This window comes from Streptococcus sp. HMSC063B03 (assembly GCF_001836965.1).
Lineage (GTDB): Bacteria > Bacillota > Bacilli > Lactobacillales > Streptococcaceae > Streptococcus > Streptococcus pneumoniae_F.
The window spans coordinates 172,921-187,987 of record NZ_KV831064.1; the positions used below are offsets into that span (position 1 = coordinate 172,921).

Here is a 15,067-nt window from a genome sequence, read left to right on the forward strand (position 1 = left end):
AGGAGAAAAAATGATAACATTAAAATCAGCTCGTGAAATTGAAGCTATGGATAAGGCCGGTGATTTTCTAGCAAGTATTCATATCGGCTTGCGTGATTTGATTAAGCCTGGGGTAGATATGTGGGAAGTTGAAGAATACGTTCGCCGTCGTTGTAAGGAAGAAAATTTCCTTCCACTTCAGATTGGGGTTGACGGTGCCATAATGGACTATCCTTATGCTACTTGTTGCTCTCTTAACGATGAAGTAGCTCACGCTTTCCCTCGTCACTATATCTTGAAAGATGGTGATTTGCTCAAGGTTGATATGGTTTTGGGAGGTCCTATTGCGAAATCTGACCTGAATGTCTCAAAACTAAACTTCAACAATGTGAAGCAAATGAAAAAATACACCCAGAGCTACTCTGGTGGCCTAGCAGACTCATGTTGGGCTTATGCTGTTGGTACGCCGTCCGAAGAAGTGAAAAACTTGATGGATGTAACCAAAGAAGCTATGTACAAGGGAATCGAGCAAGCTGTTGTTGGAAATCGTATTGGTGATATTGGTGCAGCTATTCAAGAATACGCTGAAAGTCGTGGTTACGGTGTAGTACGTGATTTGGTTGGTCATGGTGTTGGTCCAACCATGCACGAAGAACCAATGGTTCCTAACTATGGTATTGCTGGTCGTGGGCTTCGTCTCCGTGAAGGAATGGTATTGACCATTGAACCAATGATCAATACAGGTGATTGGGAAATTGATACAGATATGAAAACTGGCTGGGCGCATAAGACCATTGACGGTGGTTTATCTTGTCAATATGAACACCAATTCGTGATTACTAAAGATGGACCAGTTATCTTGACTAGTCAAGGTGAAGAAGGAACTTATTAATAAAAAGTGAAAAGACTACTGGAAGTTTATTTTGAAAAATTCAGTAGATCTTTTCATATAAAATAAACGCATTGTATTGATGTTTTCAGGCTTTTGAAGACAACAAAATAGGCTCCATAATATCTGTAGGAGACTTATCTACAGATATTATGGAGCTTTTTTCTTATGCTCAGAATGGCAATTTCCCAGCGAAAGCACCCAGTTTTTTCTTGGTAGTTTCATCGATTTGTTCAAGAGCAGAGTTGATTGCTTGAACGGTCATATCAGAAAGAGTTTCAAGGTCTTCTGGGTCAACGACAGCTGGATTGAAGTCAATGCTGACAACTTTCTTATCTCCAGTTAAGGTCGCTTGGACAAGGTCTTGAGCAGATTTGCCGACAAATTGCATAGCCGCAAGTTCAGCTTGACTTTGTTCCATTTGTTTTTGAAGTTTTTGTGCTTGGCGCATCATGTTTTGCATGTTCATCATGGTGATATATAGTTTCCTTTTCCAATTATTTTCCTTTTTATTTTATCAATTTTGAGGTTAAAAGTCTATTATTAGTATAAATTACTCAACATTAAATTGTCTGAAAATTTATTGAAAAATGAGTGAAAACATGGTATAATGAAACGTAAAATTAATTCAGGTTTCCTGAACCAATAGGAGTACACAATGAAAAAACTAGGTTTTGTTCTTTTATCTTCAGCCTTACTATTGACAGCTTGTGCTAACAACCAATCTAAGCCAAGCAATACGAGTGATTCGTCTAAGGTGACAGCCTTGTCTGAAGACAAGCAGAAAATGCTTGATAAGGCCACTGCTGACTATAAGACTTTTGTGCAAGAGCAAATCGATAAACTGTTGACAGATACAGAAGGTTTTGTCAAACTTTTGAAAGAAGGTAAGTTAGAAGAAGCTAAGAAGGTTTATCCACTGATTCGTATGTCTTATGAGCGTTCAGAACCGATTGCTGAAAGTTTTGGTGAGTCAGATGTCAAGATTGACTTCCGTTTGGCAGACTACATGGACGAAAACAAGACAGAGGAAGGTTGGTCAGGTTTCCACCGTATCGAGCGTATCCTTTGGGAAGATAATACCACTAAAGGAACTGAAAGCTATGGGGATCAGTTGGTCAATGATATCAAGGAATTGAAAGCTAAGATTGCAACTGTGGATGTGGACTACAAGGTCATGTTGACTGGAGCAGTTGACTTGCTTAACGAAGTAGCGACAAGCAAGATTACAGGTGAAGAGGAAATTTATTCTCACACAGACTTGTATGACTTCCGTGCCAATATCGAGGGAGCTGAGAAGATTTTCCAACTCTTTAAACCTTTGCTTGAAAAATCAGACGCTAACCTAGTTAAAGAATTGGAAGCAGACTTCAAGTCTGTCAATGATTTGTTGGACAAACACATGACCGACAAGGAACACTACAAACTCTATACTGATTTGACAAAAGAAGATACCAAAGAATTGTCAGAAGCTGTGACAAAACTTGGTGAACCTCTATCACAAATGGGTAAATTTCTTAGTGGAGAATAAGAGTCATGACTGAAAAAGACGAAAAGTTTTTTGAGAAGAAAATGGACCGTCGAGAATTTCTAAAAAAAGCAGGGATTGGAGGAGCTGGTTTAGCGCTAGGGCTCTCTGGTGCTTCTGCTTTTTTCGCACCTAAGCTAGGAAGTCAGGAAAAAATCTCGTACGGAAATGAAAAAATTGCTTTTTATGGCAAGCATCAAGCTGGGATTAGTACGCCCATGCAAAAAAACATCTATTTTGTTGTCTTGGACTTGCACACGACGGATAAGGATAAAATTATCCAGTTGTTCAAGGATTGGACAGATTATAGTGCCAAGTTGGTTGAGGGAGAGCTGGTCAAAAAAGATGGCCAGAATGCTCTCTTGCCTCCGAGCGATACTGGTGAGACAGTCGGGCTCAATCCTCATCGTCTGACGCTGACTTTTGGTGTGTCTGCCAGTTTCTTGAAAAAGATGAACTTAGAAAGCAAGCGTCCTCAAGTGTTCAGGGATTTACCGCCTTTTCCTAAAGAGCAATTACGTGAAAAATATACTGGTGGAGATATTGTGATTCAGGCTTGTGCAGATGATGAGCAAGTTGCCTTTCATGCTATTCGCAATCTCATCCGTAAGGGCAGAAATGCCGTGACCCTTCGTTGGAGTCAGTCTGGATTTGCAGCGATCGGTGATCGAATGGAGACTCCACGTAACCTCTTTGGTTTTAAGGATGGAACAGCAAATCCAACCAAGGAGAAAGACTTTGACCGCGTTATCTGGGCTGATAGTAAGGACTGGATGGAAAATGGTTCTTATATGGCAGTTCGTCGGATTCAGATGTTTTTAGAGACCTGGGATCGCACTAGTCTTGAAGAACAAGAAAATACCTTTGGTCGTTATAAGGAAAGTGGTGCCCCCTTTGGTAAGAAGAACGAGTTTGATGAAGTGGATTTGAGTCTTTTGCCAGATGATTCGCATGTTCGTTTGGCTAAGGAAGTGGATAAGCCCCTTTTGCGTCGTTCTTATTCATACTCTGATGGGATTGATGAAAAAACTGGCCAGTTTGATACAGGCTTGCTCTTCATTTCTTTCCAGAAGGATCCTGATAACTTTGTTAAAGTTCAAACCAATCTAGGTGCTACAGATAAGATGAATGAATATATCACTCACATCGGTAGTGGACTCTTTGCTTGCTTTGGTGGTGTGGAGAAAGGAGGCTACATTGGTCAGAAATTATTGGAAGGTTAAAAGCTGGTTCTTGGTTTTAGCTTTGTCACTTTTAATTCTTTCCCCAGTAGGTGCCCAAGAAAGCTTGAGTTCTTACTTTGTGAAAATCACTGATGCGTCTAAAGCAGTAAAAAATGGTGATCAGTCTGAAGCCCAGAAACTCGTTAAGGAGATGGCAACAGACTTTGAAAGAGTAGAAGACAGCAATTCTGAAGCTGGTAAGGTTGTTAAGGAAAAGTTAACTCAATCAGGTGAGATTACTGAAGAAAAACTCACTGAACTTTCTGCAGCCCTATTAGCTTTTGAAAAAGAACAAAATCCTATTGACTTAGATGCGGAAAAGGAAAAATTGGTAAACCGTCTAAGTCCTCGTTTTGAAGCCTTGGGACAAGCCATTGCTTCTAAAGATTTGGAAAAAGTGCGAGAAGCCTTTAAGAAAATGAATTCCACTTGGACCATCAATGAAAGTGTGGTTCGTGACAATAGTACAGCCCATTATGGCCGTGTTGAAACAGCTATTTCCTTCCTGCGTAGTAGCATAGAAACCGAACCTACAGATTTTAACTCCATCCAGACTTCCTTTGAAGACTTAAAAAAGGCCATTGATGATTTTGTAACTGGGAAAGAAGTAGCAGCAACATCTTCGGATTTGACTCTCAAAGACGGCATTGCCTTTTTGACAAAGGCTTTGAAACAATTCCAAGCTGGTGACCAAGCAGCAGGAGCAGCTAGTATGAAGGAATTCATCACTATCTGGCCAACGATTGAGGGTTCTGTCAGCACGACCAATCCATCCCTCTATGCACGAGTGGAAAGCGAAAGCCCTGTGATTATGGTCAAGGGAAGCGAAAAGGAATACCAAGAAAAATTAGAAAAACTGATTGCAGATTTATCACAAATTGATACCAGCGCACGTTACAATGCCTTTGATGCCATGCTGATTCTTCTAAGAGAAGGTGTAGAGGCTCTCTTAATCGTTATGGCCTTGGTAACAACCTTGAAAGCAGCCAAGATGCGAAAAGGGCTCAAGTGGGTTTATGGTGGTGCTATCACAGGAATCATGGCAAGTCTTGTCATTGCTTTCATCCCGCAAATTGCCTTTCCAGCAGTAACATCAGGATCCAATCGTGAAATCATCGAAGGAGCAGTTGGGATTTTTGCGGTAGCTATGATGATTGTGATTGGAATCTGGCTTCATAGCAAATCTTCAGTCAAAAAATGGAATGCCTTTATGGAGTCACAAATGGAAACAGTGACCAAGACAGGATCCTTTATTTCTATGTTTGCCCTCAGTTTTCTAGCTGTTTTCCGTGAGGGAGCAGAAACCATTCTTTTTTATGTTGGGATTTTACCAAGAATTTCCAGTTTTGAATTTGTCTTGGGAATTTCACTTGCCTTGCTGGTTCTGGTAGTTATTGCCATCGTGATGAACAAGGCCAGTCAATTCTTCCTGCCACATAAGGTCTTCTTTATCCTGACTTGGATGATTTATGCCCTAGCCTTCAAGATGCTGGGAGTTAGTATCCATGCTCTTCAGTTGACAAATATGGCGCCAAATCACTTGCTGACAGGATTTCCAACGATTGACCTGCTTGGAATTTATCCAAGTTGGGAAGGTTTGGTTAGCCAGCTAATCTTTGTTGTTATCGTTTTGATTGTCACTTTCAGACAGGGTGAAAAATAGATGGATAGAAAAGAATTGACAATCGTTGAACATCTGGTAGAATTTAGAAAGAGATTATTGGCAGTGGTCATTTGTTTCTTTTTGGTTTTCTGTGTTTCTCTGCTTTTTGCAGACCAGATTTACCAGTATGTAACCCAATCTTTTCAGCAAAAGTTGATTGTTTTAGGGCCAAATGATATTTTATGGATTTACATACGTTTGGCTAGTCTGATGGCCTTTACCATTACCCTACCTTATACAGTTTATCATATTTGGTCTTTCATCAAACCTGGTTTAAGAAAGGAAGAAGCTAGAGCAATTTTTGCCTATATTCCAGCTAGTTTCCTTTGTTTTCTAGTTGGACTGGCTTTTGGTTTTTACTTTGTAACACCAGCCTTACTTCAGGTTTTATTAGGGATAGGAGAAGGACTATTTGAAACACAGTTAACCGCCCAAAATTATCTGTCCTTTGTTTTTCAAACGACCTTGCCCTTGGCCCTGATTTTTGAATTGCCGGTTATCATTGCCTTTTTGACGTCGATTGGACTCATTGGGCCAGAATTATTGATTACTTATCGCCGATATGCCTATTTTATCTTATTGGTACTTGCAGTCATCTTAACACCAGCTGACTTTGTCAGCGATTTGGCAATGACTGCCCCCTTGATTTTACTTTATGAGTTGAGTATTGCTATCAGCAAACACATTATGAAACGCAAGCAGAAAGGAGAGAAAAATGGGAATCTTACGTGATATCGGAGCACCAGGATTGATTATCATCGTTTTAGGAGCTCTCTTGATTTTTGGACCAAAACGATTGCCTGAACTAGGCGAGTCAATCGGTAAAATGCTATCTGAATTTAAAAAAGCAGTTAAAGGAACTGAAAATCAAGATAAGGAAGAGTAAGACTTGTGAGTTTTACTAAAAATAAGAAGTTAGGAAGTGTGTCTCTATCTGACAATTTAGCATTTCCTAGCTTTTTCTTGTATTAAGAAAATATAAATTTAAGCTTTTTTTAAGAAAACTATATTATTCTGAAGAACTCTAAAATTTCACAGCCATTTATTAGTAATGACTATTGAATTCCTAGTCACTACTAGAAATGGACTAGTTTCTTTGAATAATGGAACTGCTTAATCCTCCTATTCTAGAACGGGATGACTAGTATTTCTTTTATGATAGGACTAGATTGTGGTATAATAGAGAGAATAAGTTTTTTTAGTAAGACAAAGGAGAAAATAGATGATTTATGCAGGAATTCTTGCCGGTGGAACTGGCACACGTATGGGAATCAGTAATTTGCCAAAACAATTTTTAGAGCTAGGTGATCGACCTATTTTGATTCATACAATTGAAAAATTTGTCTTGGAACCAAGTATTGAAAAAATTGTGGTTGGGGTTCATGGAGACTGGGTTTCCCATGCAGAGGATCTTGTAGATAAATATCTACCTCTTCATAAAGATCGTATCATCATTACAAAAGGTGGTGCTGACCGTAATACGAGTATTGAGAAAATCATTGAAGCCATTGATGCTTATCGTCCGCTTACTCCAGAGGACATCGTTGTTACCCACGATTCTGTTCGTCCATTCATTACGCTTCGCATGATTCAAGACAATATCAAACTTGCTCAAAATCATGACGCAGTGGACACAGTGGTAGAAGCGGTTGATACTATCGTTGAAAGTACTAACGGTCAATTTATTACAGATATTCCAAATCGTGCTCACCTCTATCAAGGACAAACACCTCAAACATTCCGTTGCAAGGACTTCATGGATCTTTACGGTTCTCTCTCTGCCGAAGAGAAAGAAATCTTAACAGATGCATGTAAAATCTTTGTAATCAAAGGAAAAGATGTAGCCTTGGCTAAGGGTGAATATTCAAATCTGAAAATTACTACAGTAACAGATTTGAAGATTGCAAAAAGCATGATTGAGGAAGAGTAATAAAATGATTAATCAAATTTACCAACTAACAAAGCCTAAGTTTATCAATGTCAAATACCAGGAAGAGGCTATTGACCAAGAGAATCATATCCTCATCCGCCCTAATTATATGGCGGTCTGTCATGCGGATCAGCGTTACTACCAAGGAAAACGTGATCCGAAGATTTTGAATAAAAAACTTCCAATGGCAATGATTCACGAGTCATGTGGAACCGTTATTTCTGACCCGACAGGAACCTACGAGGTTGGTCAAAAAGTTGTCATGATTCCCAATCAGCCTCCTATGCAGAGTGATGAAGAATTCTATGAAAACTACATGACAGGGACCCATTTCTTGTCTAGTGGCTTTGATGGCTTTATGAGAGAATTTGTTTCTCTCCCTAAAGATCGTGTGGTGCCTTATGATGCTATCGAAGATACGGTTGCAGCCATTACAGAGTTTGTCAGTGTCGGTATGCATGCTATGAATCGCTTATTGACACTTGCTCATAGCAAGCGGGACCGAATCGCCGTTATCGGAGATGGAAGTTTAGCTTTTGTGGTTGCCAATATTATCAACTATACTCTACCAGAAGCAGAGATTGTGGTTATTGGTCGTCATTGGGAAAAGTTGGAACTCTTCTCTTTTGCCAAGGAATGCTATATTACTGATAATATTCCTGAAGATTTGGCCTTTGACCATGCTTTTGAGTGTTGTGGTGGTGATGGTACTGGACCAGCTATTAATGACTTGATTCGCTACATTCGTCCTCAGGGAACGATTCTCATGATGGGAGTTAGTGAGTATAAAGTCAATCTCAATACACGCGATGCCTTAGAAAAAGGTTTGCTCTTGGTTGGTTCCTCTCGTTCTGGTCGCATCGATTTTGAAAATGCAATCCAAATGATGGAAGTCAAGAAATTTGCCAATCGTCTTAAAAATATCCTTTATCTAGAAGAACCTGTAAGAGAAATTAAAGATATTCACCGTGTCTTTGCGACCGATTTAAACACGGCCTTTAAAACTGTGTTTAAGTGGGAAGTATAAGTGCTGGAGGTTAATTGTGGAGAAAATTATTAAAGAAAAAATTTCTTCCTTACTTAGTGAAGAAGAGGAAGTCCTCAGTGTTGAACAACTGGGTGGAATGACCAATCAAAACTATTTGGTCAAAACAACAAATAAGCAATACATTGTTAAGTTCTTTGGTAAAGGGACAGAAAAGCTTATCAATCGTCAAGATGAAAAGTACAATCTTGAACTACTTAAAGATTTAGACTTAGATGTCAAAAATTATCTTTTTGATATTGAAGCTGGTATCAAAGTAAATGAGTATATCGAATCTGCGATTACACTTGATTCAACTACAATCAAGACCAAGTTCGATAAAATTGCTCCAATTTTACAAACCATTCATGCTTCTGGTAAGGAATTAAGAGGAGAATTTGCTCCTTTTGAAGAAATCAAAAAATACGAATCCTTGATTGAAGAAGAGATTCCTTATGCTAACTATGAAGCAGTTCGAGAAGAAGTCTTCTCCTTAGAGAAAAGACTAGCTGACTTAGGTGTTGACAGAAAATCTTGTCATATCGATTTGGTGCCTGAAAACTTTATCGAATCACCTCAAGGACGACTTTATCTGATTGACTGGGAATATTCATCAATGAATGATCCAATGTGGGATTTGGCTGCCCTCTTTTTAGAATCTGAATTCACTCCCCAAGAGGAAGAAGCTTTCTTATCTCACTATGAGAGTGACCAAACACCTGTCTCTCGTGAAAAGATTGCTATTTATAAAATTTTACAAGATACCATTTGGAGTCTATGGACAGTCTATAAGGAAGAGCAAGGCGCAGATTTTGGTGATTATGGTGTGAATCGTTATCAAAGAGCTGTTAAAGGTCTAGATTATTATGGAGGTTCTGATGAAAAATAAAAATGGAGTTTCTTTTGGTCTACTCTCAGGTATTTTCTGGGGGTTAGGTCTAACGATCAGTGCTTATATCTTTTCGATTTTTACAGATTTGTCACCCTTTGTGGTAGCCGCTGCTCATGATTTCTTGAGTATCTTTATCTTACTAGCTTTTCTCTTGGTAAAAGAAGGAAAAGTTCGTCTCTCAATTTTCTTAAATATTCGCAATGTTAGTGTTATCATCGGAGCCTTACTAGCAGGCCCTATCGGTATGCAGGCCAATCTTTATGCAGTTAAGTATATCGGAAGTTCTTTAGCTTCATCTGTATCAGCTATTTACCCTGCGATTTCAGTTTTATTGGCTTTCTTCTTCTTGAAGCACAAGATTTCGAAAAATACTGTGTTTGGGATTATCTTGATTATTGCAGGAATTATTGCCCAGACCTATAAGGTTGAACAGGTCAATTCCTTCTACATTGGGATTCTCTGTGCTTTGGTTTGTGCCATTGCATGGGGGAGTGAAAGTGTCCTTAGCTCTTTTGCTATGGAAAGTGAATTGAGTGAAATCGAAGCTCTCTTAATCCGTCAAGTGACTTCATTTTTGTCCTATCTTGTGATTGTGCTCTTCTCTCATCAGTCATTTGCAGAAGTAGCCAATGGACAATTACTAGGTCTTATGATTGTCTTTGCAGCCTTTGATATGATTTCCTACTTGGCTTATTATATCGCTATCAATCGCTTACAACCAGCCAAGGCTACAGGCTTGAATGTGAGCTATGTAGTATGGACAGTCTTGTTTGCAGTTGTTTTCTTGGGTGCACCACTAGATATGCTGACAATTATTACGTCACTTGTCGTCATTGCTGGAGTTTATATTATTATTAAAGAATAAAGGAGATTCGTGTGAAAGCCATCATCTTAGCAGCGGGATTGGGAACTCGCTTGCGTCCTATGACTGAAAATACCCCTAAAGCCTTGGTTCAGGTTAATCAAAAACCTTTGATTGAATACCAAATTGAGTTTTTAAAAGAAAAAGGTATCCATGATATCATCATCATTGTTGGTTACCTTAAAGAACAATTTGATTACTTAAAAGAAAAATATGGTGTTCGCCTCGTTTTCAATGATAAATACGCTGACTACAATAACTTTTACTCTCTCTATCTTGTAAAAGAAGAATTAGCTAACAGTTACGTTATCGATGCCGATAATTATCTCTTTAAAAATATGTTCCGCAATGATTTGACACGTTCTACTTATTTTAGTGTTTATCGTGAAGATTGTACCAACGAATGGTTCTTAGTCTATGGCGATGACTACAAGGTTCAAGACATTATTGTTGATAGCAAAGCTGGTCGTATCCTGAGTGGTGTATCCTTCTGGGATGCTCCAACTGCAGAAAAGATTGTCAGCTTTATCGACAAGGCTTATGCAAGTGGTGAATTTGTTGACCTCTATTGGGATAATATGGTTAAGGATAATATCAAAGAACTAGATGTCTATGTTGAAGAATTAGAAGGCAACAGCATCTATGAAATTGACAGTGTCCAAGATTATCATAAATTGGAAGAAATTCTTAAAAACGAAAATTAAAGATTCCAACATCTGGCTGAAATAGTCGGATGTTTTTTGATTTTTTTACGAATAAATAGATGAGTAGAAAAAGAAATGGAGATATTTATGAAAATCACAAACTATGAAATCTATAAGTTAAAAAAATCAGGTTTGACCAATCAACAGATTTTGAATGTCCTAGAATACGGTGAAAATGTTGATCAAGAACTGTTGTTAGGTGATATTGCAGATATATCAGGTTGCCGAAATCCAGCTGTTTTTATGGAACGTTATTTTCAGATAGATGATGCGCATTTGGAGAAAGAATTTCAAAAATTTCAATCTTTCTCTATTTTAGATGACTGTTACCCTTGGGATTTGAGTGAAATATATGATGCGCCTGTACTTTTATTTTACAAGGGAAATCTGGATCTCTTGAAATTTCCTAAGGTAGCAGTCGTAGGAAGTCGTGCTTGTAGCAAACAGGGAGCGAAGTCAGTTGAAAAAATCATTCAGGGCTTGGAAAATGAACTGGTTATTGTCAGTGGATTAGCCAAGGGAATTGACACAGCAGCTCATATGGCAGCTCTCCAGAATGGTGGAAAAACCATTGCAGTTATTGGAACAGGGCTGGATGTGTTTTATCCTAAAGCCAATAAACGCTTGCAAGACTACATCGGAAATGACCATCTGGTTCTTAGTGAGTATGGGCCTGGTGAACAACCTCTGAAATTTCATTTTCCTGCCCGTAATCGCATCATTGCTGGACTTTGTCGTGGTGTGATTGTAGCAGAGGCTAAGATGCGTTCAGGTAGTCTCATTACTTGTGAGCGAGCAATGGAAGAAGGCCGCGATGTTTTTGCTATTCCTGGTAGCATTTTAGATGGACTATCAGACGGTTGTCATCACTTGATTCAAGAAGGAGCAAAATTGGTCACCAGTGGGCAAGATGTACTTGCGGAATTTGAATTTTAGGACGAAAGTTCGCTTACTAGACAAACTTTTCTTCTATATATAGTAGCTAAGTCTTGACAGTTATGGCAAAATGGTTTACACTTTATAAAGTTTATTACTTTGAAAAGGTGTGATACTGTGGCTACGGCAACAAAAAAGAAAAAATCAACAGTTAAAAAAAATCTAGTCATCGTGGAGTCGCCTGCTAAGGCGAAAACGATTGAGAAATATCTAGGCAGAAATTACAAGGTTTTAGCCAGTGTCGGGCATATCCGTGATTTGAAGAAATCCAGTATGTCCGTTGATATTGAAAATAATTATGAACCGCAATATATCAATATCCGAGGAAAAGGTCCTCTCATCAATGACTTGAAAAAAGAAGCTAAAAAAGCTAATAAAGTCTTTCTTGCGAGTGACCCGGACCGTGAAGGAGAAGCGATTTCTTGGCATTTGGCTCATATTCTCAACTTGGATGAAAATGATGCCAACCGTGTGGTCTTCAATGAAATCACCAAGGATGCAGTCAAAAATGCTTTTAAAGAACCGCGCAAGATTGATATGGACTTGGTAGATGCCCAACAAGCTCGTCGTGTTTTGGACCGCTTGGTAGGCTATTCGATTTCGCCTATTTTGTGGAAAAAGGTCAAGAAGGGTTTGTCAGCAGGGCGCGTACAGTCCATTGCCCTTAAACTCATCATTGACCGTGAGAATGAAATCAACGCCTTCCAGCCTGAAGAATACTGGACAATTGATGGTGTCTTTAAGAAGGGAACCAAGCAATTTCAGGCTTCCTTCTATGGAGTGGATGGTAAAAAGCTAAAACTGACTAGTAATGATGAGGTCAAGGAAGTCTTATCTCGTCTGACCAGTAAAGACTTTTCAGCGGATCAGGTGGATAAGAAAGAGCGCAAACGCAATGCTCCATTACCCTATACCACTTCATCTATGCAGATGGATGCTGCCAATAAAATCAATTTCCGTACTCGAAAAACCATGATGGTTGCGCAACAGCTTTATGAAGGGATTAATATTGGTTCTGGTGTTCAAGGTTTAATTACCTATATGCGTACTGATTCGACTCGTATCAGTCCTGTAGCTCAGAACGAAGCAGCAAGCTTCATTACGGACCGTTTTGGTAGCAAGTATTCTAAGCATGGTAGCAAGGTCAAAAATGCATCAGGTGCTCAGGATGCCCATGAGGCTATTCGCCCGTCTAGTGTCTTTAATACACCGGAAAGTATTGCTAAGTATCTGGACAAGGATCAGCTCAAGCTTTATACCCTTATCTGGAATCGTTTTGTAGCTAGCCAGATGACAGCTGCTGTCTTTGATACCATGGCTGTTAAATTGTCTCAAAATGGAGTTCAATTTGCTGCAAATGGTAGTCAGGTTAAGTTTGATGGTTATCTTGCCATTTATAATGATTCTGACAAGAATAAGATGTTACCAGATATGGCTGTGGGAGATGTGGTCAAACAGGTCAATAGCAAACCAGAGCAACATTTCACCCAACCACCTGCCCGTTATTCTGAAGCGACCCTTATCAAGACCTTGGAGGAAAATGGAGTTGGACGTCCGTCAACCTACGCGCCAACCATTGAAACCATTCAGAAACGTTATTATGTTCGCCTTGCATCCAAACGTTTTGAACCGACAGAGTTGGGGGAAATTGTCAACAAGCTCATCGTTGAATATTTCCCAGATATCGTAAACGTAACCTTTACAGCTGAAATGGAAGGCAAGCTGGATGATGTCGAAGTCGGAAAAGAGCAGTGGCAACGTGTTATAGACTCCTTTTACAAACCATTCTCTAAAGAAGTGGCCAAGGCTGAAGAAGAAATGGAAAAAATCCAGATCAAGGATGAACCAGCTGGATTTGATTGTGAAGTGTGTGGCAGTCCAATGGTTATTAAACTTGGTCGTTTTGGTAAGTTCTACGCTTGTAGCAATTTCCCAGATTGCCGTCATACCCAAGCAATCGTGAAAGAGATTGGTGTTGAGTGTCCAAGTTGTCATCAGGGACAAATCATTGAGCGTAAAACCAAACGTAACCGCCTCTTCTATGGTTGCAATCGCTATCCAGACTGTGAATTTACCTCTTGGGACAAGCCTGTTGGTCGTGACTGTCCAAAATGTGGCAACTTCCTCATGGAGAAAAAAGTCCGTGGTGGTGGCAAGCAGGTTGTATGTAGTAATGGCGACTACGAAGAAGAAAAGATTAAATAAGAGGAGAGTCCTGAAAGTTAATTTCAGGCTCTTTTGGTTAGAACTTGACAAAATTCACCATTGTATGCGAAACTAGAAGAAGATTATTTTAACTAGGAGAAGTTATGCGTATTATTTATCTGATAATTGGTTTTTTATCACTGGTCTTGGCTATTGTTGGGGTTGTTTTACCCTTGTTGCCTACAACGCCTTTTCTTTTGTTGTCTATTGCTTGTTTCTCAAGAAGTTCCAAGCGCTTCGAAGATTGGCTTTATCATACCAAGCTCTATCAAGCATATGTAGCTGATTTTCGCGAGACCAAGTCCATTGCGCGTGAACGAAAGAAAAAAATCATCGTATCTATCTACATCTTGATGGGAATTTCCATTTATTTTGCCCCTCTTTTACCAGTAAAAATCGGTCTGGGAGCCTTGACCATCTTTATCACCTATTATCTCTTCAAGGTCATTCCAGACAAAGAATAGTTAAAATAGTAGTTATTTGCCTTGATAAAATTGAAAGCATATTTACAATAATATGATATAATAAATTTAAAGTAATCTTCAAGGAGAATCAAATGATTTACGAATTTTGTGCTGAAAATGTGACCTTGCTTGAAAAAGCGATGCAGGCTGGAGCTCGTCGAATCGAACTCTGTGACAATCTAGCAGTTGGTGGGACAACTCCCAGCTATGGAGTGACCAAGGCAGCGGTTGAATTGGCAGCTAACTACGATACGACCATCATGACCATGATTCGTCCACGTGGTGGCGACTTTGTCTATAATGACCTAGAAATTGATATCATGTTAGAAGACATTCGGTTGACCGCTCAGGCTGGAAGTCAAGGGGTTGTATTTGGGGTTTTAACTGCTGATAAGAAGTTGGATAAGCCTAATCTTGAGAAGTTAATAGCTGCATCAAAAGGAATGGAAATTGTCTTTCACATGGCCTTTGATGAATTGAGCGAAGAAGACCAGTTAGAAGCTATTGACTGGCTCAGCCAAGCTGGTGTCACTCGTATCCTGACTCGCGCTGGTGTATCTGGCGACTCTCTAGACAAACGTTTTGCTCACTATCACAGAATTTTAGAGCACGCTAAAGGTAAGATTGAAATTCTACCAGGTGGGGGGATTGGCCTTGACAACCGTCAAACCTTTATAGACCAGCTTGGCGTGACACAATTACATGGAACTAAGGTTGTCTTTTAAAAAATAGAAAGGAACTGCTAGCCTTGGGTAGCAGTTTTCGCTT

Annotated in this window: 16 protein-coding genes; 15 read left to right on the top strand and 1 reads right to left on the bottom strand. The window is 39.3% G+C overall.

What is annotated here, in order from left to right; translation table 11 throughout:
• Window positions 1-10 precede the first annotated feature (10 nt).
• Window positions 11-871: a methionyl aminopeptidase gene (locus HMPREF2628_RS09435; RefSeq protein ID WP_070843000.1), complete on the top strand. Its 861-nt coding sequence runs from the start codon at window positions 11-13 to the stop codon at window positions 869-871.
• 169 nt (window positions 872-1,040) lie between these two features.
• Here the strand turns inward: HMPREF2628_RS09435 and HMPREF2628_RS09440 are convergent, their stop codons facing one another.
• On the bottom strand, window positions 1,041-1,340 hold the full coding sequence (locus HMPREF2628_RS09440; RefSeq protein WP_000981526.1) for a YbaB/EbfC family nucleoid-associated protein: 300 nt from the start codon (window positions 1,338-1,340) through the stop codon (window positions 1,041-1,043).
• Between the two features lie 186 nt (window positions 1,341-1,526).
• Between HMPREF2628_RS09440 and efeO the strand changes: the two genes are divergently transcribed.
• The 14 genes from efeO (at window position 1,527) to HMPREF2628_RS09510 (ending at window position 15,024) form a co-directional block, all read left to right on the top strand.
• Window positions 1,527-2,399 (top strand): iron uptake system protein EfeO, encoded by an 873-nt coding sequence (efeO, locus tag HMPREF2628_RS09445; protein WP_070843001.1) that lies wholly within the window; start codon window positions 1,527-1,529, stop codon window positions 2,397-2,399.
• 5 nt (window positions 2,400-2,404) lie between these two features.
• Window positions 2,405-3,619: an iron uptake transporter deferrochelatase/peroxidase subunit gene (gene efeB / locus HMPREF2628_RS09450; protein ID WP_049491771.1), complete on the top strand. Its 1,215-nt coding sequence runs from the start codon at window positions 2,405-2,407 to the stop codon at window positions 3,617-3,619.
• Window positions 3,594-5,282: an FTR1 family iron permease gene (locus HMPREF2628_RS09455; RefSeq protein ID WP_070843002.1), complete on the top strand. Its 1,689-nt coding sequence runs from the start codon at window positions 3,594-3,596 to the stop codon at window positions 5,280-5,282. Before efeB ends, HMPREF2628_RS09455 begins: the two co-directional genes overlap by 26 nt.
• The gene (tatC, locus tag HMPREF2628_RS09460; protein ID WP_070843003.1) at window positions 5,283-6,014 is read left to right on the top strand and encodes a twin-arginine translocase subunit TatC; all 732 of its coding nucleotides are present in this window, start codon (window positions 5,283-5,285) and stop codon (window positions 6,012-6,014) included. It abuts the gene before it with no gap.
• Entirely contained in the window at window positions 5,998-6,168 is a 171-nt protein-coding gene (gene tatA, locus HMPREF2628_RS09465) for a twin-arginine translocase TatA/TatE family subunit (protein ID WP_000512113.1), read from the top strand. Before tatC ends, tatA begins: the two co-directional genes overlap by 17 nt.
• Window positions 6,169-6,504: 336 nt before the next feature.
• On the top strand, window positions 6,505-7,212 hold the full coding sequence (locus HMPREF2628_RS09470; protein WP_049488774.1) for an IspD/TarI family cytidylyltransferase: 708 nt from the start codon (window positions 6,505-6,507) through the stop codon (window positions 7,210-7,212).
• Window positions 7,213-7,216: 4 nt separating this feature from the next.
• A complete protein-coding gene (locus HMPREF2628_RS09475) occupies window positions 7,217-8,239 on the top strand; it encodes a ribitol-5-phosphate dehydrogenase (RefSeq protein WP_033681837.1) in 1,023 nt (340 codons plus the stop codon).
• A gap of 16 nt (window positions 8,240-8,255) precedes the next feature.
• On the top strand, window positions 8,256-9,125 hold the full coding sequence (gene licA / locus HMPREF2628_RS09480) for a choline kinase LicA (protein ID WP_070843004.1): 870 nt from the start codon (window positions 8,256-8,258) through the stop codon (window positions 9,123-9,125).
• Window positions 9,115-9,993, top strand: coding sequence for a DMT family transporter (locus HMPREF2628_RS09485; RefSeq protein WP_070843005.1), 879 nt, complete (start codon window positions 9,115-9,117; stop codon window positions 9,991-9,993). The genes licA and HMPREF2628_RS09485 overlap by 11 nt, the downstream gene beginning before the upstream one ends.
• Before the next feature lie 11 nt (window positions 9,994-10,004).
• Complete coding sequence (locus HMPREF2628_RS09490) at window positions 10,005-10,694, top strand: CTP--phosphocholine cytidylyltransferase (RefSeq protein WP_020902399.1); 690 nt, start codon at window positions 10,005-10,007, stop codon at window positions 10,692-10,694.
• Between the two features lie 87 nt (window positions 10,695-10,781).
• On the top strand, window positions 10,782-11,630 hold the full coding sequence (gene dprA, locus HMPREF2628_RS09495) for a DNA-processing protein DprA (RefSeq protein WP_070843006.1): 849 nt from the start codon (window positions 10,782-10,784) through the stop codon (window positions 11,628-11,630).
• Window positions 11,631-11,747: 117 nt separating this feature from the next.
• The gene (topA, locus tag HMPREF2628_RS09500; RefSeq protein WP_070843007.1) at window positions 11,748-13,835 is read left to right on the top strand and encodes a type I DNA topoisomerase; all 2,088 of its coding nucleotides are present in this window, start codon (window positions 11,748-11,750) and stop codon (window positions 13,833-13,835) included.
• A gap of 104 nt (window positions 13,836-13,939) precedes the next feature.
• On the top strand, window positions 13,940-14,299 hold the full coding sequence (locus HMPREF2628_RS09505) for a YbaN family protein (protein WP_042751275.1): 360 nt from the start codon (window positions 13,940-13,942) through the stop codon (window positions 14,297-14,299).
• Window positions 14,300-14,391: 92 nt separating this feature from the next.
• The gene (locus HMPREF2628_RS09510) at window positions 14,392-15,024 is read left to right on the top strand and encodes a copper homeostasis protein CutC (RefSeq protein WP_042751274.1); all 633 of its coding nucleotides are present in this window, start codon (window positions 14,392-14,394) and stop codon (window positions 15,022-15,024) included.
• Window positions 15,025-15,067: the final 43 nt, after the last annotated feature.